The following is a 17,646-nucleotide window of genomic DNA, read 5'->3' as shown; positions in this document are numbered from 1 at the left end:
TTAAAAGCAAAATTAAAAACATATTTAACCATGACAGTAACAATTGACAAAGCTTCACTTTTAGCAGAATTGAACAAACCGTATCTGCTTTCAAATGAAAATATCGCTTTTTACCAAGAATATGGCTATATAAAGCTGAAAAATGTGCTTTCAGCCGAGGTTATTGAGTATTATGGAGAACTGATTACGGATTTGGTTTTTAAATTAAATAAATTAACCAAACCGATGGAGGAACGCACTACTTACGAAAAAGCCTTTTTGCAAATAATGAATCTTTGGGAAGAAAATGAAGAAGTTAAAGAGTTTGTTTTTTCAAAACGTTTGGCACAAATCGCCACAGAACTTATGGGTGTTTCTGGAGTAAGATTGTACCATGACCAAGCTCTTTATAAAGAACCATCTGGTGGGATTACACCTTTTCATGCTGACCAATTTTATTGGCCATTGTCAAATGGTAATACGATAACGGCTTGGATTCCTTTGCAAGCAACTCCAATGGAAATGGGACCGTTGGCGTTTGCTGAAAAAAGCCAAGATGTAGAAATTGGTCGTGATAAAGAAATTTCAGATGAATCTGAAGCGATTTTGAGCGAAACTTTAAAGCAGTTTACGATGAATGAAGCCCCATTCGATTTGGGTGAAGTAAGTTTTCATTCAGGTTGGACTTACCACCGAGCGGGGGCGAATGTGTCAAACAAAGCCCGAAGAGTGATGACCATGATTTATATGGATAAAGATATAAAAGTGATAGAACCAACGAATAAATACCGCACAGCCGACTGGGAAAGATGGCTGTCTAGTAAAGAAATTGGTACTGTTGCTGATGGAAAACTGAATCCTGTGTTGTTTTAATAAAAAAGCAAGTCAATGGCTTAATAGGCCATTGACTTGCTTTTCCAAAGTACACCATTTTTACTTTCATACTTATCAATAAATCCTTCTTCAAACAAATAATTTAGTGTATTTGTGCTATTTTCTATGGAAGTATCCGTAATGATAGCATACTCTTTGTTAGTCATAGTTGAAAATCGATTGAACAAATATTCGGGTGTTGTATTAATTTTTTGCTTTTTTGCATTAGGAATTAATTTTAATACAATATCCTCTAATTTATTATATGTTTGATGCCCTTTTGTAACGATTTGTTCTTGATTTGCATTGGAAAAAATGAGCGTTGGTAACGTATTTACCTTTAATTCGTTGGCCAATCTGAGGTCTTCTAAAAAAGAATCTTTTGCTTTATGCTCATAATCTTTAAGGAAACGAGCCGAATCTAAGCCAATCTCGAAGGCTACTTTTGCTAGAAAGTGAACATCAACAATATTGATTTTTTCAATAAAAAGCATTTCTTTGATTCTTCTCAAAAATAAGGATGCTAAATCTGCGTCTTGTAACTGTGCGGCTTTGAACGCAATTGACGGCGGATAAGAAGAATTAAGCGGATTTTCGAGCCAAATGTCACCGTCTAAAGGCATTCCATAGAGAACACATTCTTCTTCCCAATGAGGTGCTACATCTGAGGGTTTGCTTATGTTGCCACGATTAAAGTTCTCCCATGAAGGCAAAAGTCCGCCCATGCGATGTTCGACATTGATATAATGTCCATATTCTAACACTAATTTTCTTAAAAGAGGCTGAACAACCCAACAAGTTGAACAAATTGGGTCTGAAAAATACTGTAAATTAATTTCTTTATTAAACGAATTTTCTACTTGTACTTTCTTTGAAATAAGCGGCACTTTGACGTCGTCCTCATGTATATCAGATGGATGAAGGAAGAACTCTTTTAGCTCTCTTCCTAATAAAATATGTTGTTCTACGTGTTTTAAGCGTAAGTTATAAAATGCTTGAAAATCTTCAACATAAGTATCATGTTTAAACAAAACTTCTGAAAGGATTTGGGCATCCATGATGGCATTGGTTGTACCTGCACTCGTAAATGGCAGGGCTAAATGAGCAGCGTCACCAATGAGTACAATATTATTTTTATGAAAAGTAGGTAACACGCCAAAATCGCAGGTATTCCAAATATAACTTTTACTAAAATCATTGGAATCTAAAAGCTCCGATACTTCGGGTGGAAAATCGGCCAATAAATTCATGCAAAATGTTTTTAACTCCTCGGCACTACATCCACATTGGCAATCAGCTAATGAAGTATCAAACTGCATAAACCAAACAAATTCATCAACAGAAACAGGTATCATTCCAAAACTTAATCCTTGTTTGTTGCTTTGAAATTTCTTGAAAATATGTCTTTGTTGTGTTCCCAAAGATTCATTTTTACAAATACCAACGACTTCTTTGACTTGAATTTCGGTAAAATTGACTGCACCTAAAATAGATTCCCGAACGGCAGATTTTCCTCCATCAGCTCCAATAAAAATATCACCATATTCAATCTCGCCATTGGTAAATTGAACCGCAATTGCTTTTTCGCCTTGATAAATGAAGTGAGAAAATTCTCGTCCAGCTTTGATTTTTTCGGCTGGGAGTAACTCATAGAGATATTTTATCAAATCTTTGCGTTTAAAACATTTCCAATTACTTAGCTTTAGTCTTTTGATTTCTTCCCCATTCGGTCTATTAAAGCTAAATGTACTAATTGGCTCACCTTTGAGACTAATAGATGTGTTTTCTCCAAGTTTATTGAGAATAGACCATCCGTCGGCGTGCATCAAAAAAGCATGACCACGGTCAGAACGTGAGGTGGTTCGCTCATTGATTGAAATGTCAACATTTTTTTTGTGCAGTAGGAGTCCGAGCGTTAAGCCTGCAACTCCTCCTCCGATAATAACGATTTTCATAGAAACTTTAAAGTGGATTTGATTTGAGTTAAAGCTTGTGTAAGAATTTCATCAGAAGTTGCGAAACTAAGTCTAATATAGCCATCTGCTCCATCGCCAAACCATTCTTTGAGACCAGGAACGACAGCAACTTTGGCTTCGTTAAACAATAACTCATGAATTTCTTTACTTGATTTATGTGTATTTTTAATATTTGCAAAAGCTACATAGCAACCTTCTGGAGCAATACAACTGACCCCTTTCATATCATTTAACTCATTTACACAAAGTTGACGCATTTTGTGTAAATGAACAACGAAATCCTTGAGCCAATATTCACATTGGCTAAGGGCGGTGGATGCCGCAATTTGTCCAAGAATATTTACTCCATGAACCGTTGATTGATGCAAAGACGCCTTGAAAAGTTGGTCAAAATGTGCTTGATTTGATGCGACAATTGCCCCAATTCTTAATCCAGCGAGTCCATAAGATTTACTAAAACCAGTAACTATTACAGTTTGTTGTCGAATTGATTCATCCAATGAAGCAATACTTGTATATGAATTAGGTTGATAAACAATATCGCTCCAAATTTCATCAGACAGAATAATCAAATTGTATTTACAAGCAATTGCTCCAAGTTGTTGAAGTTCAGAGCGAGTAAAAACTTTTCCTGTCGGATTGAGTGGATTACACAAGCAAATCAAGCGAGTTTTTGCTGTAATGAGTGTTTCTAATTGTCCAAAGTCAACTATATCAGTTCCTGCGGGAATAGCGAATGGAATCGCTTTTGCTCCTACGTTTTCAACTGAATAGCGGAAAAGGAAATCAACAGGGTCAAAAATAATAGCTTCATCAAGCGGATTTAAAAAAGTTTGGCATACCAGAGAAATGCCAAATGCCGCACTATCAACTGGAAAGGTAAAAGCAGGCAAAGCTGAAATGTTTCTTTTTTGTTGAAAATAATGAGCTACATTTTCTTTAAAATCAGGAAGTCCTTCTGGTGGACCATAACAAAGGTATCGGTCTTGAATAAATTTTGTCAGAGCTTCAGCTATTTCGGGTGCACTCGGAAAATCAGGGTCAGCGGCAGTAAGTGGAATTACACTTTCTGGTACTGTTGCCCATCTTAAATTATAAGCACGTTGTTTTAAAATATCAAGTTTAACAAACGAATTATCGAACATAAAATACTGCTTAAAAGAGTTGGATTTATTAACGAATCATGTTTTAAAAATCCACTTCAAGCCTCACCATTTTCTTAGCAAGAATATCAATGTAAGTTAGGGTTGAAGTGTAAAGTTTAATAAAAAGTGATTAAGTGGTAGCGTTAGAGTATCTGCCACATTATGAACTAAAAGTAGAAAATAATTTTTCAATTTCATCAAAAATTTGAGAAAAGAATCAAATTTTTGATGAAATTGATTGAGGTGTGGAAAATACCAAAAATGGGTTTTCAAGGTACTTTAGAAGGACTTAAATTCTTTTCAGCCAAATAAAACCAAATGCTGAAATAAGTCCAAAAGAACCGAGAATGTACCAAAGTGCATCAAAGCCAAAATAGGCAATGGTTTGTGTGCCAACCAATGGGGCAGAAATTTGTGCTACCGACCAAGTCATGGCGTGTAGTCCAGAATATTGTCCTCGATTATGTGGTTTTGAGCGTTCGATGCTGAAAGCATTCATAAATGGCATTGCAAAAATTTCGGAGAATGTGGCAAAAATAATTCCAACAATCAGCCAAGCGTAATTGTGTGTAAATAAGAAAATGATATAATTGATTACCACCAAAGCAACACCAAAACTTATCAAGTAAAGCTTTTCAAATTTTCCCTCAATTTTATAAACTAATACCATTTCAATCAATGCAACTCCCAAGCCGTTCAGTCCTAAAATATACCCAATCTGAATTTCGGATAATTGACAAACTTGCTTGTAAAACAATGGGCCAATCGTGAAAAGTTGAAAAAAAGCAATGGCATACATGGTTGTAAGCAATAAAAAAAACAAATATTTTCGGTCACGAAAAGCAGAGTCTTTTGGATTTATGATGGGTTTAATTGCTTGGCTATCAGTTTTTGGTCGGCGAGTTGTTCGTAAAAAAGAAAAGACCAAAATAGCCGCTCCGATATTTGTTAGGCCATCTGCCCAAAAAAGCAACGTATAATCTCGTGATGCTAAAAATCCACCAATAGCTGGGCCAATAGACCAACCAATATTTATTGCCAAACGAATAAGAGAAACCGAGCGGGTGAAAGTTTCAGGTGTACTAAAATCAGCAATTGATGCAGTATTTGCTGGACGATATGCTTCTCCCAAAGCACTCAAAAAGAAAACTAATGCACAAAAAAGGTAATAATTTTGTACATGAACGAGCATTAAAAAAACAATTCCTCCCAAAAATAAACTCCATAGTTGTACAGGATAATAGCCAATTTTATCGGTTAATTTTCCGCCCGAAAAAGTCCCACAAATTGAACCTATTCCATAAATAACCATCACAAAACCAGCATCAATAATGCTAAAATGTAGTTTTTGAGTCAGGTATAGTGTTAGAAAAGCAATCACCATTGTACCGCTTCGATTGATAAGCATCACTAAAGCCAACAACCAAACTTGTCGAGAAAGTCCACCAAAAGCGTTACGATAGAGAGAAAGCATATAAAAGATATTAAGAATACGAACGAGCGTGCAAAACTGTATTTCCGATTAAAAGATATTTCTTTGAAGAAATTTGTTTTGAAAGCTTGCAGCAAAATTAGCTTTTTTAGCATTTGCAACAAACCAAACTATTGATTAGTTTTGTTGAATAAAGTATGCTTGCATACTAATTTCTATTCATCTTTTTACTAATCACAAAATGGAAGCATATATTTATGATGCCGTTCGCACGCCTCGTGGACGTGGCAAATCTGATGGTGCATTACACGAAATACAACCAGTTGATTTGCTTTCAACGGTTTTAAAAGCCATAAAAAATAGAAATAATCTTGATACAAGTTACATTGACGATGTAATTATGGGTTGCGTTTCTCCGATTGGAGAGCAAGGAGCCGACATTGCTCGAACGGCTGTTTTGGCGGCTGGTTATGCCCAAAGTGTAGCTGGAGTACAAGTAAATCGTTTTTGTTCATCTGGTTTAGAAGCCATCAATATGGCTGCTGCTTATGTAATGTCAGGGCAAGTTGATATGTTGGTAGCGGGTGGAGTTGAGTCGATGTCACGAGTGCCGATGGGGTCGGATGGAGGAGCATTGATGATGAATCCTCAAATAATTTCGCAACATAACATTGTTCCGCAAGGTATTTCGGCCGATTTAATTGCCACAAAATATGGTTACTCTCGCAATGATGTTGATACTTTTGCCGTAGAATCGGTTAAGCGTGCAATGGCGGCTCAGGCGGCAAATCGCTATAAATCTATTGTTGCCGTAAAAGATGAAATTGGTATCACAGTTCTCGACCGAGACGAAGGTATTCGCCCAGAAACAACTATCGAATCGTTGGGTAAATTAAAACCTGCTTTTGAGATGATGGGCGGAATGGGACTTGACGCTTTGGCTTTAATGAAATACAATGACTTGGTAAATATCAATCATGTTCATCATGCAGGAAATTCGTCACAATTAACTGATGGAGCAGGAGCATTATTGATTGGAAACAAGTCGATGGGCGAAAAACTTGGGTTGAAAGCTCGTGCTAAAATCAAAGCATTTGCAATTATTGGTTCTGAACCGACAATTATGCTAACTGGGCCAGTTCCTGCTACCGAAAAGATTTTGAAAAAAACAGGAATGTCAATCAATGACATTGATTTATTTGAGGTAAATGAAGCATTTGCGGCTGTTCCGATGTTGTTTATGGAACATTTTGGGGTTGACCATTCAAAAGTAAATGTCAACGGAGGGGCAATCGCTTTGGGGCATCCGCTGGGAGCAACTGGAGCGATTTTGTCAAGTACATTGATTGACGAACTTGAACGCTCAAACAAATCGACAGGACTTGTAACGCTTTGTATCGGTGGTGGAATGGGAATCGCAACGATTTTTGAAAGAGTTTAAAGAATAGCATTTTACCAATAAAAAGGTCTTGAAAAATATTTTTCAAGACCTTTTTATTGGTATTGAAGAATAAAAAATAATAAAAATCATCTAAAGCCAAACAGATAAATTGACTCAATGAAAGTTTAAGAGAAGTTTTATTCCTATTTTTGCACTTCAATTCAAGAATAACAGAGAATTATGCAAATTAAGGAATTACTCAAGCAATCGCCAAGCGAACAAGAAGTGACCGTAAAAGGTTGGGTACGAACCAAACGTGGGCAAGCAGCCGTAACTTTTATTGCCATTAATGATGGTTCAACGATACATAATATTCAGGCAGTTGCCGAAGGCGGAGCAATTGATGAAGAAACATTAAAATTAGTTTCGACAGGAGCTTGTGTGGCTATTACAGGAAAACTCATTGCGTCGATGGGTAGTGGGCAAGCAGTTGAGGTGAAAGCCGAAAAAATTGTTGTTTATGGCACAGCCGACGAAACATTCCCGATGCAACCAAAAAAGCATTCGATGGAGTTTTTGCGTGAAAAAGCCCATTTGCGTTTCCGTACGAATACTTTTGGAGCAATTTTCCGTATTCGTCATGCTTTGGCTTATGCGGTACATAAATATTATAACGACAACGGTTTCTTTTATTTACACACACCAATTATTACGGCTTCTGATGCCGAAGGTGCGGGTGAAATGTTTCATGTGACAAATTTCGACATGGAAAAACCACCAAAAACCGAAGATGGAAGCATTGATTATAGCCAAGATTTTTTCGGTCGCCAAACAAGTTTGACAGTTTCGGGACAATTGGAAGGTGAACTAGGAGCGTTGGCATTATCGAAAATTTATACTTTTGGGCCAACTTTTCGTGCTGAAAACTCAAATACGACTCGTCACTTGGCGGAGTTTTGGATGATTGAGCCAGAAGTTGCTTTCTACGAATTGGAAGACAACATGGCTTTGGCAGAAGATTTTGTGCAGTATGTGATTAAGTATGCTCTCGAAAATTGTGCTGATGATTTAGCTTTCTTGGAAAAACGTTTATTAGAAGAAGAAAAAAATAAGCCACAAAATGAACGTAGTGAATTGAGTTTATTAGAAAAACTCAAGTTTGTGGTTGAAAACAAATTTGAGCGTTTGACTTATACCGAAGCCATTGAGATTTTGGTGCGTTCAAAACCACATAAAGAGAAGAAATTCCAATATCCAGTCGAATGGGGAATTGATTTACAATCAGAGCATGAGCGATATTTGGTAGAAAAACACTTCAAAAAACCAGTTATTTTGACCAATTATCCGAAAGATATTAAGGCTTTTTACATGAAGCAAGATGAGGATGGAAAAACAGTTCGTGCAATGGACGTACTTTTTCCAGGAATCGGAGAAATCATCGGAGGTTCACAACGTGAAGACGATTACGAAAAACTCTTGGCTCGTACAAAAGAAGTTGGTATCGACCCAGAAAACATTTGGTGGTATCTTGAAACCCGTAAATTTGGTTCGGCTCCACACGCAGGTTTCGGACTTGGTTTCGAGCGTTTGGTATTGTTCGTAACAGGTATGACTAACATCCGTGACGTGATTCCGTTCCCTCGTACGCCTAAAAGTGCAGAGTTTTGATTAGGCATGAAATTTGAATAAAATATAGCAAACGTGCCACATTTTAAAGCCGTAAAGGAATAGTGTGGCACGTTGAGTTTTTCAGAAAATGACCCCAAATTGCTAAAATGCTCATAACCATACTCATATTTCTTGCTGCTATTTTTGCCAATGTTGTCGTTGGGGTTTATGTCGAGCGTAAAGTTTCGGCGTTTATTCAAGACCGCACTGGGCCTATGGAAGTTGGTCAATGGGGACTTCTGCAACTCATCGCTGATTTGTTAAAATTGGTTCAGAAAGAAGATATTGTGCCTGCCGCTGCCGACCGACGGATGTTTAAATTTGCTCCGTTGATGATTTTTATGGCTATTTTTGCAGGTTTTGCATTGTTTCCGCTTTCTCCAAATTTGCGAGGCTCAGCAACTCAAACAGGTGTATTTCTGCTACTATCGGTGGTTTCTTTAGATATTTTAGGGATTTTGATGGCAGGTTGGTCATCAAATAATAAATATTCTTTGTTGGGAGCGATGCGTTCGGTGGCTCAAATCATCTCTTACGAAGTACCTTTGGGATTATCGGTTTTGTGTGTAATCTTGATTACGCAAACCCTTGATTTGCAGGAAATTAGTTTTCAACAAGGTGTTTTTTCAACCGAAACAAACTACCTTTTTGGAATAAAAGCAACAGGAATTGAAGTTGGACAATACGGTGGAATTTTGACTTGGAATATTCTCCGCAACCCATTTCTGATAATCGTTTTTGTGATTTATTTTATTGCATCATTGGCAGAAGCAAATCGAGCTCCATTTGATTTACCCGAAGCAGAATCCGAACTGATTGGAGGTTTTCATACGGAATATTCAGGTTTTCGTTGGGCAATTATGATGCTTTCAGAATATGGAATGATGCTTTTAGTCTCAATTTTGGGAGCAATTTTGTTTCTTGGAAGTTGGAATACTCCATTCCCAAATATAGGTTCGTTTAAGCTCGGAACTTGGACTAGTGGCGAAATGGGTCATTGGTCGAGTGACCTTTGGGGGGCGTTCTGGTTAGTTTCAAAAGCCTATTTTTTGATTTTGATTCAAATGTGGGTGCGTTGGACTTTACCTCGTTTAAGAGTTGACCAACTAATGTATCTTTCTTGGAAAATCCTTACTCCTTTTTGTTTAGTACTTTTGCTTATTTCGGGTGTTTGGCGTCTATTAATGATTTAGCGTAAATGTGGAATGTTCATTCACCCTTTTCATAATTCAAACCAACCTCTAAATTGATGAGCTTTTTCCTTGCTCACAACGATTTCTTCTTTGGTCGAAATGACTAATTTTAGCTCAATTTTTCCTGTAAAATGTGTTCGATAACTTTCAATGGCTTGCTTGTTGGTAATAAATTGGCGATTGGCTCGAAAAAAAACTTCTGGATTTAATAACTCTTCAATTTCATCTAAAGAATTATAGTCAGTAATAAGCCGCTGATTATCAGTTGTTTGAATCCAAATTACTTCGTCTCTGTAAAAGCAAGCAATTCGTTCAGCCGTTACGGCTACAATGTTTCGTTGATGATGTGCTGTGAAACGAGTTTTAAATTTAGGTAATGTTGCACGATTTTCTAAATCATATAATAAATGGTTGAGTTGTTCTTTAAATCCATTTGATTCCGTATTGGTAAGTTTATTAAACTTCTCAAAAGCATTTCGTAACTCGTCTTTGTCAATCGGTTTCAGTAAATAATCGATGCTGTTGAGTTTGAAAGCTCGAATGGCGTATTCATCGTAAGCAGTAGTAAAAATAATAGGACATTTCGGCTGAATTTGCTGAAAAATATCAAAACTAACTCCATCAGAAAGCTGAATATCTGACAAAATTAAATCTGGTTCAGCATTTTCCTTAAACCATTCAAATGCTTCTTTCACACTGCCAATGGTGGCTACCAAAATTGCAGTTGGCTCTAATTGTTTAACTAAATTTTCAAGATTTTTGGCTACTAATGCTTCATCTTCGATGAGTAAAATTTTCATGGATTTACAATTATATTAGAGGAATTTTTACCCGAAACATTTCATTTATTTCAATTAAAACTTCTTTTTCGCTCAAAAAACTATAGAGCGATTTAAGGTTGTGTAAGCCTTGTCCGTTGGATGTTTCTACTTGTTTTTTTAGCTGAACAGGATTTTCGATAATCAAATAGTCTTCATGTGTTAATATGTTGATTGTGAGCGGATTAGCTTGATTTATTGTGTTATGTTTTAGGGCATTTTCAATCAAAATTTGTAGAGTTACTGGTGCTATATGTAAGTCTAAAAATTCTTCAGAAATATTAAAAGAGATACTTAATGATTCGCCAAAACGAGTTTGAAGCAAAGCAACATAATTTTTAATGAAATTTAACTCTGTTTCGAGACTGACCAACCCTTTTTCTTTATTCTGCAAGACGTATCTAAAAACCTTAGCTAATTGACGCAAAAATTCGCTTGCTAGCGTTGGGTTTTCATGAATAAGTGAGTCAAGAGAAGTTAAACTATTGAATAAGAAATGAGGATTAAGCTGATTTTTTAAATTATCGAACTGAACCTGCGATTTTTCCTTTTCAAGATGTGTTGCTCTAAGAGCATTTTCACGCCATTTTTCTAATGAATAATATGAAAAATGAGCTACATTGAGTAAAATTACAAGTAATATTTCTGAAGCGATTCCTGCTATTTGGGCAAGGTTGGTAAATTGTTGATTAATTAAATCTTGGAAAGTAATGAAGTTTGTTCCGATTAGATAAACAATTCTGGAAATGATATTTGAAAATATCAATGTAATGATGATTTGCAGAGACAAACGCTTGAAAATGCCTTTATCATAAGGCATCGTTCTATCTAAATAAGCATAAAGTTTTTTGAAAAAAATCCAAGTAAAAACCAAAACATTTGCCGAAACTACCGCTAATAAAAGGTTAATTTTAAGTTCAATATGAAATATATACCACCTAAAAAAAGTGGAGATACAAACCATAAATGCAATAATAAGGCTCACTATTTTATTTTTCTGATTCATTTTGAAATGATTTGTCCGTCCGACATCTCAATGATTCGGTCGCTTCCTTTGGCAAAATCGGGGTCGTGTGTAACTGCAATGATAGTTTGATTGTTTTCGTGGGCAATTTGTTTGAAAATTTCAAAGACGATTTCCGAATTTTTTTTGTCTAAATTTCCTGTTGGCTCGTCACCCATAATAATACTTGGGTCGTTTATTAAAGCCCTTGCAATAGCAACTCTTTGTTGTTGACCACCCGAAAGTTTTGATGATTGTTTGAGAGCTTGTTCGTGAATATCAACCAATTTTAGTTTTTGATATGCACGTTCTTCGATTTCTTTTGCCGAATATTTACCCAATTTCAATGCTGGAAGCATGACATTTTGTAAGACCGTAAATTCGGGCAGTAAAAAATGAAATTGAAATACAAATCCCAAATGTTCATTGCGAAAAGCGGCTAATTGGTCTTGTGTTTTACCTGTTAGCTGTTGGCCATTCATTATAAGTGAGCCGTCGTAGTCGGTATCCATTGTAGATAAAATATACAAAAGAGTTGACTTTCCACAGCCTGATTTTCCGACAAGTGAAAGGAATTCGCCTTTATTGGCTTCAAATGAAATATCTTTTATTACCTGAAATTTTTCGGGTTCATAGAAGTATTTATTGATATGGGAGGCAGATAATACGTTCATAATTTTTCTTTTTTATCCTCTCAAAATTGCTACAGGGTCGATTTTTGATGCTTTGCGGGCTGGCATATAGCCTGCAATGATGGTAGTGATGATGCCAAAAGCCATGCCCATTACGTAATATTTGCCTTGAAAAAGTATAGGAAAAGTCTTAATATCCAAAAAATCTCCCGCATCAAAAGGCATGGTGGAAAGGGCATAACTTAGTCCAAAACCAAACAAAATTCCCAGTAATGCTCCAAAAAAACCAATGATTATTGACTGAATTAAGAAAATAGAGACAATATCTTTGCCCCCAAAACCTGTGGCTTTAAGGATGGCAATATCTTTCATTTTGCTGACTACGTTCATGGTCATAATGTTGTAAATACCAAAACCCGCCACAACCAAAAGCGTAATCGAAACAATAATCACCATGCCATTTCTGATTTTATCACCCGCCAAAAACGCCGAATTTGCTTCTGCCCAATCTTGTGTTTTATAGCCATATTGGTTTTTCAATACCTTCGCATAATTCAGAGCTGCTTGCGAATCTTTCATTTTTATATGAATATCCGTTACATAACTTTTGTCTTTTTGCAAAATTTCCTGTACCATCGAAATATTAGCATAGCATTTTACACCATCAACGGTTTGAATGCCAAAACCATAAATTCCTACGATTTTGACTAATTTCAGACTACCTGTTGGAGTCGTAACTGTGATTTTATCGCCAACTTTTACGTTAAGGTTTCTTGCCAGAATTTTCCCCATCAAAATACCATTTGGATTTGAAAGTAAGGCTTCCATGCTACCCGATTTCATTCGTTTTTTGAGGTTATAGAGTTTGTCTTCTTTCAAAACCTCTACGCCTGCAATTTGTCCAGCAACTGGAATCGGGCCTTTATTGAAGAAAACCTGCGAACTAATTTGCGGTGAAACGCCCAAAACGGAAGGCTCTTTTTCTATACTTGCTGCGATTTGGAGTCCATTTTTGATATTAGAAAGCTCATTTTTAGGCAATTGATGATAAATTACATTAAAATTTGTTGGATTTGCCTCTTCAATTAAACTTGGGTGATTGCTCGTGATTTCCTTGTAAATTCTGACATGAGGCGTAGCATCTAGAGCAGAATCTTCCAGAAATTTATTGACTCCACTAATGACAGAAATCATAATGAGAAACATGGCGATTCCGAAAGTAACGCCCAACATCGCAATCAAAGTCTGACTTTTTTTGGTCAGCAAGTGCGTTTTGGCTATTTGAAAGGAGATACCGAGATTCATAATTAACGTTTTTAATTACCAATGAATAAAACAGATTTTTCGGTAAGTCCTGACTTCACTTCAACCATATCAAGATTTTCTACACCTTTTGTGATTTTTATCTTTTTCTTATCGCCATTTTCTTCAATCCAAACCGAATCGCTGCCAACTAAATAGTTTTTCGGAATCGTAAGCACCCTTGGATTTTGAGAAACTACAATATTAGCTTCAATCGTCATACCGTAGAAAGTATTGGGTTTTTCATCAATAAATTCGGCATCGACTCTGAAAGTCTGGTCTGCTTTATTGAGTTTTGGATAGAGTTTGGTTACTTTCGCTTTAAAAACCTTGTCTTTATAAACATCAATTTTTATTAGAACTTCCTGTCCAATTTTCACTTTTGCAAAATCTAACTCATCAATTGCCAATTGAGCATAAACATCATTGGCATCGCCAACTAAAGCAACGGCTTCTCCTTTTCTGACTAACTCTCCTTGTTTTTTATAAATTTCGTAGATTTTACCTGCCTCAAAACTTCTGATTCTGAAGTTATCACCTTCACGAGCATTAACTTTGAAGTTCGATTTTGAGTTTTGTAAATCGACATATAATTGATTTTTGGTACGTAACCAAGCTTTTCTTCGGGCAGAAACATCATTTTTTGATGTTTGAAAGGCCAATTCTGCTCTTTCATATTCAATTCGAGTAGTGGCATTTCTATCGAAAAGTTCTTTATTACGAGCATAGTTTATCGAATCATTACTCAATTTTGTACGTGCATTTTTTAGTTGCGACTCAAGCTCATCTAAAATCGGAGAATTATCACCAAAATTTGCTTCTGATTGCCTTAAAATATTACTTGCAGCTTCCAAGCGAGCATCTTGAGAAATACTTTCTAGTTGAAAAATCAATTGATTTTTATTAATCAAATCACCTTCAAAAGCAGTTTGTTTTATCAAAAAACCATCCGCATTGGCCGTAAGTTTATACTCATTTCGAGGATAAATATTTCCAGAGGCGTACACAGCTTCGGTCAATTGTTTATATTGAGGTGATGTTTTATTTTCTTGCGATTTTCGGCAGGAAGTAAAATTTATACCAATAATGGCTAAAATTATGAGATACTTTTTTTTCATATTTCTAAAATTTCGGATGACTGAAAACCATCGTGATAGATATTGGTTCAAAATTGGATTGAATTTATAGAAGCATCAATAAATTATGAATGAAACGGAAGAAAATTTGCTTGAGACAGGTATAATTTTTACCGTTAAGTAAATATCTATAAATTTTGTTAGTTAAAATACGTTGTTGTAATATTCTAGTCGGTAAATTGCCAAATCAAATTACTAAAAACCAAAGTTTTAAATGAAAAACCTACTGAGTCTAAGAAAATTTATTGTACTACTCGTATTGTCATCTTTGTCAATGACGGTGATGAATTGTTCAAAATCTGATGCTGATACGCCTACAGCTCAAATTGTAGGAACTTGGAAGATTACGAATATCTTTGTAAAAGAAGGAAATGCTGCTGAAGAAGACCAAATGCCATTATTGTTGTTTTTCCTGCCTTGTATCAAAGATATTACATTTACTTTTAAAAGTAATGGCGAGTTGGCAGGCTCTGTTCCGAAAGAGTGTCAGTCAACAGCGGATGATTTTATCGGTGCAAATGGAACTGCAAAATATGAGGTAAAAGATAATAAGTTGACCATTACGGATACTGATGGAACAGCTACTACGGAAGATATTTCGTTTAGCGGCAGCCAAATGACTTGGACTTCTTCTGAAACGAGTGGAGGAGTAGTTACTACGACAAAAGTTGTTTTTACAAAGCAATAAACATTAAATAAATATTGTTTAAATAGTTCATTGCAAACGTAATGGACTATTTTTTTTGCATGATTTGAGCGATTATTTCCCAAACCAATTCTCCTTCAAAACCTTTGCCGATAGCGTAGCGAGCTAGTTTTTGCTTGACAATTAAAGGCTGTTTTTCGGTGCGAAGTTCATGCTTTTTCTTTTCCAAAATTGTCTTTAATGTTTCGATATAGTCATCATCGTCAATTTCAGCCATGCCAACTTTTATACAATATTCTGAGAGTTTTCGAGCCTTTAGTTCATATTTTATTTTCTGACGCCCCCATTGTTTTACACGAAATTTACTTCCTGCAAAAATCTTAGCAAAACGCTCTTCGTTTAAAAAATTATCTTCAATCAAATATGTAATCATTTCCTCGGCTTCATCGCCCCAAACTTCCCATTTTTGCAAACGTTCACGAACTTCAGCGTGTGTACGCTCTTGATATGCACAAAAATTGGCCGCTTTTACTAATATATCTCGCCTCAAAATCATAGCGTTTGCATCGTACTTAGTTTTTTGTAGAAACCATCGTCTATTTTCAAGAGTTCTTCATGCGTGCCACGCTCAATGATTTGCCCTTGGTGAACAACCAAAATTTGGTCGGCATTTTGAATCGTGCTAAGGCGGTGAGCAATAACCAACGTTGTGCGATTTTTCATCAGATTCGTCAATGCTTCTTGCACTAGTTTCTCCGATTCAGTATCCAAAGCTGAGGTGGCTTCATCCAAAATCAAAATAGGCGGATTTTGTAAAATTGCCCTTGCAATCGAAAGCCTTTGGCGTTGTCCACCCGAAAGTTTTGTGCCTCTGTCACCGATAACTGTTTGATAATCAGATGGTTGTTGTAAGATGAATTCGTGGGCATTGGCAATTTTAGCTGCTGCAATTACATCTTCCAAACTAACATTTTTACCAAAAGCAATGTTATTGAAAATCGTGTCATTGAACAAAACGGCTTCTTGCGTAACAATGCCCATTAAATGACGCAACGAGTGTTGCGAAACATCTTTAATATCAATTCCATCAATCGAAATTTGTCCTCCAGTTGGGTCATAAAACCTCGGAATTAAATCAGCAATTGTCGATTTTCCTCCACCCGATGAACCCACTAAAGCAATGGTTTTGCCTTTTTGTAAAGTAAAATTAATGTTTTTAAGAACTTCAACATCATTATCATAAGTGAAATTAACATTTTTAACTTCAATGTTATTGGTAAACTTTTCTAATTGAACTGGATTTGCTTGGTCTTTGATAAGTGCTTCGTTATCAACGAGTTGTAGGATTCTTTCGCCCGAAGCCAAACCCCTTTGTGCTGAACTAAAAGCATTGGAAATGTCTTTTGCAGGACGCATCACTTGTGAGAAAATAGCGATGTAGGCAATAAATTGAGAGGCAGTGAGGGCAGATTCTTTGTTAAGAATCAGAGACCCGCCATAAAGTAAAATTCCTACAACAACCATAACGCCCATGATTTCGGAAAATGGCGAAGACATTTCTCGACGAGCCGCTAAACGAAAAATTGCTTTTCGATAACCTTGATTTTCATTTTGAAATTTTTCTGTAATAAACTTTTCAGCCACGAAACCTTTTACAACTCTCATTCCGCCAAAGGCTTCATCCATTAAACTAATCAAATTGCTCAACCGTTGTTGTCCTTCGCCTGCATCCTGACGCATACGTTTGACGAGCGTAGAGATGAAAATTCCTGAAACAGGAATCACCAATAAGGCAAAAAGTGTCAAATTCCAAGAAATGGCAAAAAGAGAATAGATATATGCAATGAATAAAAATACTTCTTTGGTTGCTGCTGAAAATGTATTTGCAATCGAGTTTTCGACCTCCTGCACATCAGTTATGATGCGAGAAATAAGGTTCCCCTTACGCTCGTTGCTAAAAAAACCAAGGTGCAAATTAATCGAATTATTAAAAACTTCTTGTCTCAAATTTGCGACCATATTAGACTTAAATTTTTCTAATAATCTGATACTGATGTATTTAAAAATATTAGCTAGAAAAACTGAGCTAGCAATAATTCCACAAACAAACTGTAATGCCCCTAATTTGCCATATTGAGAAAGAAATTTGGCAAAATAAAAATTGAATTGACCTGTTAGACTAAAATCTGATGAAGTATTGAGCATTTTGGAAACTTCCTGCGAATCAACTTGGTCGAATAATACGTTTAGCAGTGGAATTAAAAGTGTAAAGTTGAGGACACCAAAAATGCTAGCCAATAAAGAAGTCAGTACAAATGGTACGATGAAACTGCCAAGAGGCTTGGCGAAAGAAAGTAATCGAAAGTAATTTTTCAATTGATTAAATTAGAAAATGTTTGAAAGGCAAAGTTCGGAAAGATGTTAGAATACTGCTATTAAATTACGTTTTTTTTGGCAGACAA

15 protein-coding genes are annotated in these 17,646 nt (G+C 36.0%); 5 read left to right on the top strand and 10 right to left on the bottom strand.

Annotated elements, in window-relative coordinates:
- The first annotated feature begins 30 nt into the window (after positions 1-30).
- Positions 31-852, top strand: coding sequence for a phytanoyl-CoA dioxygenase family protein (locus MJQ71_RS12350; RefSeq protein ID WP_238806930.1), 822 nt, complete (start codon positions 31-33; stop codon positions 850-852).
- Positions 853-872: 20 nt separating this feature from the next.
- On the opposite strand, the gene MJQ71_RS12345 is transcribed toward MJQ71_RS12350, so the two are convergent.
- From MJQ71_RS12345 to MJQ71_RS12335, 3 genes are all read right to left on the bottom strand, one after another.
- Positions 873-2,807 carry a DsbA family protein gene (locus MJQ71_RS12345; protein WP_238806929.1) on the bottom strand — a complete coding sequence of 645 codons (1,935 nt, stop codon included), beginning with the start codon at positions 2,805-2,807 and terminating at the stop codon, positions 873-875.
- Complete coding sequence (locus tag MJQ71_RS12340; RefSeq protein WP_238806928.1) at positions 2,804-3,973, bottom strand: pyridoxal phosphate-dependent aminotransferase; 1,170 nt, start codon at positions 3,971-3,973, stop codon at positions 2,804-2,806. The genes MJQ71_RS12345 and MJQ71_RS12340 overlap by 4 nt, the downstream gene beginning before the upstream one ends.
- 289 nt (positions 3,974-4,262) lie before the next feature.
- Positions 4,263-5,447 (bottom strand): MDR family MFS transporter, encoded by a 1,185-nt coding sequence (locus MJQ71_RS12335; protein WP_238806927.1) that lies wholly within the window; start codon positions 5,445-5,447, stop codon positions 4,263-4,265.
- 199 nt (positions 5,448-5,646) lie between these two features.
- On the opposite strand from MJQ71_RS12335, the gene MJQ71_RS12330 reads away from it, so the two are divergent.
- The 3 genes from MJQ71_RS12330 to MJQ71_RS12320 all read left to right on the top strand — a co-directional run bounded on the left by MJQ71_RS12330 (position 5,647) and on the right by MJQ71_RS12320 (position 9,647).
- The gene (locus MJQ71_RS12330; RefSeq protein ID WP_238806926.1) at positions 5,647-6,846 is read left to right on the top strand and encodes an acetyl-CoA C-acetyltransferase; all 1,200 of its coding nucleotides are present in this window, start codon (positions 5,647-5,649) and stop codon (positions 6,844-6,846) included.
- A gap of 180 nt (positions 6,847-7,026) precedes the next feature.
- Positions 7,027-8,454: an asparagine--tRNA ligase gene (asnS, locus tag MJQ71_RS12325; protein ID WP_238806925.1), complete on the top strand. Its 1,428-nt coding sequence runs from the start codon at positions 7,027-7,029 to the stop codon at positions 8,452-8,454.
- Between the two features lie 107 nt (positions 8,455-8,561).
- On the top strand, positions 8,562-9,647 hold the full coding sequence (locus MJQ71_RS12320; RefSeq protein WP_238806924.1) for a complex I subunit 1/NuoH family protein: 1,086 nt from the start codon (positions 8,562-8,564) through the stop codon (positions 9,645-9,647).
- Between the two features lie 29 nt (positions 9,648-9,676).
- Here the strand turns inward: MJQ71_RS12320 and MJQ71_RS12315 are convergent, their stop codons facing one another.
- From MJQ71_RS12315 to MJQ71_RS12295, 5 genes are read right to left on the bottom strand one after another with little or no spacing between them, the layout of a single operon-like run.
- Positions 9,677-10,447 (bottom strand): LytR/AlgR family response regulator transcription factor, encoded by a 771-nt coding sequence (locus MJQ71_RS12315; protein WP_238806923.1) that lies wholly within the window; start codon positions 10,445-10,447, stop codon positions 9,677-9,679.
- Between the two features lie 10 nt (positions 10,448-10,457).
- Positions 10,458-11,471, bottom strand: coding sequence for a sensor histidine kinase (locus MJQ71_RS12310; RefSeq protein WP_238806922.1), 1,014 nt, complete (start codon positions 11,469-11,471; stop codon positions 10,458-10,460).
- A complete protein-coding gene (locus MJQ71_RS12305) occupies positions 11,468-12,142 on the bottom strand; it encodes an ABC transporter ATP-binding protein (protein ID WP_238806921.1) in 675 nt (224 codons plus the stop codon). The genes MJQ71_RS12310 and MJQ71_RS12305 overlap by 4 nt, the downstream gene beginning before the upstream one ends.
- A gap of 12 nt (positions 12,143-12,154) precedes the next feature.
- Entirely contained in the window at positions 12,155-13,405 is a 1,251-nt protein-coding gene (locus MJQ71_RS12300) for an ABC transporter permease (protein ID WP_238806920.1), read from the bottom strand.
- An 11-nt stretch (positions 13,406-13,416) separates the two neighbouring features.
- The gene (locus tag MJQ71_RS12295; protein ID WP_238806919.1) at positions 13,417-14,520 is read right to left on the bottom strand and encodes an efflux RND transporter periplasmic adaptor subunit; all 1,104 of its coding nucleotides are present in this window, start codon (positions 14,518-14,520) and stop codon (positions 13,417-13,419) included.
- A 232-nt stretch (positions 14,521-14,752) separates the two neighbouring features.
- Here MJQ71_RS12295 and MJQ71_RS12290 point away from each other — a divergent pair, with 232 nt between their 5' ends.
- Positions 14,753-15,226 carry a lipocalin-like domain-containing protein gene (locus MJQ71_RS12290; protein ID WP_238806918.1) on the top strand — a complete coding sequence of 158 codons (474 nt, stop codon included), beginning with the start codon at positions 14,753-14,755 and terminating at the stop codon, positions 15,224-15,226.
- 46 nt (positions 15,227-15,272) lie between these two features.
- Here the strand turns inward: MJQ71_RS12290 and MJQ71_RS12285 are convergent, their stop codons facing one another.
- Entirely contained in the window at positions 15,273-15,740 is a 468-nt protein-coding gene (locus MJQ71_RS12285; RefSeq protein WP_238806917.1) for a regulatory protein RecX, read from the bottom strand.
- Complete coding sequence (locus MJQ71_RS12280) at positions 15,737-17,560, bottom strand: ABC transporter ATP-binding protein (RefSeq protein WP_238806916.1); 1,824 nt, start codon at positions 17,558-17,560, stop codon at positions 15,737-15,739. Before MJQ71_RS12280 ends, MJQ71_RS12285 begins: the two co-directional genes overlap by 4 nt.
- Positions 17,561-17,646 lie beyond the last annotated feature (86 nt).

Source organism: Emticicia aquatica (assembly GCF_923079645.1).
GTDB lineage: Bacteria > Bacteroidota > Bacteroidia > Cytophagales > Spirosomataceae > Emticicia > Emticicia aquatica.
This window is presented reverse-complemented; position numbering and strand designations above follow the sequence as displayed.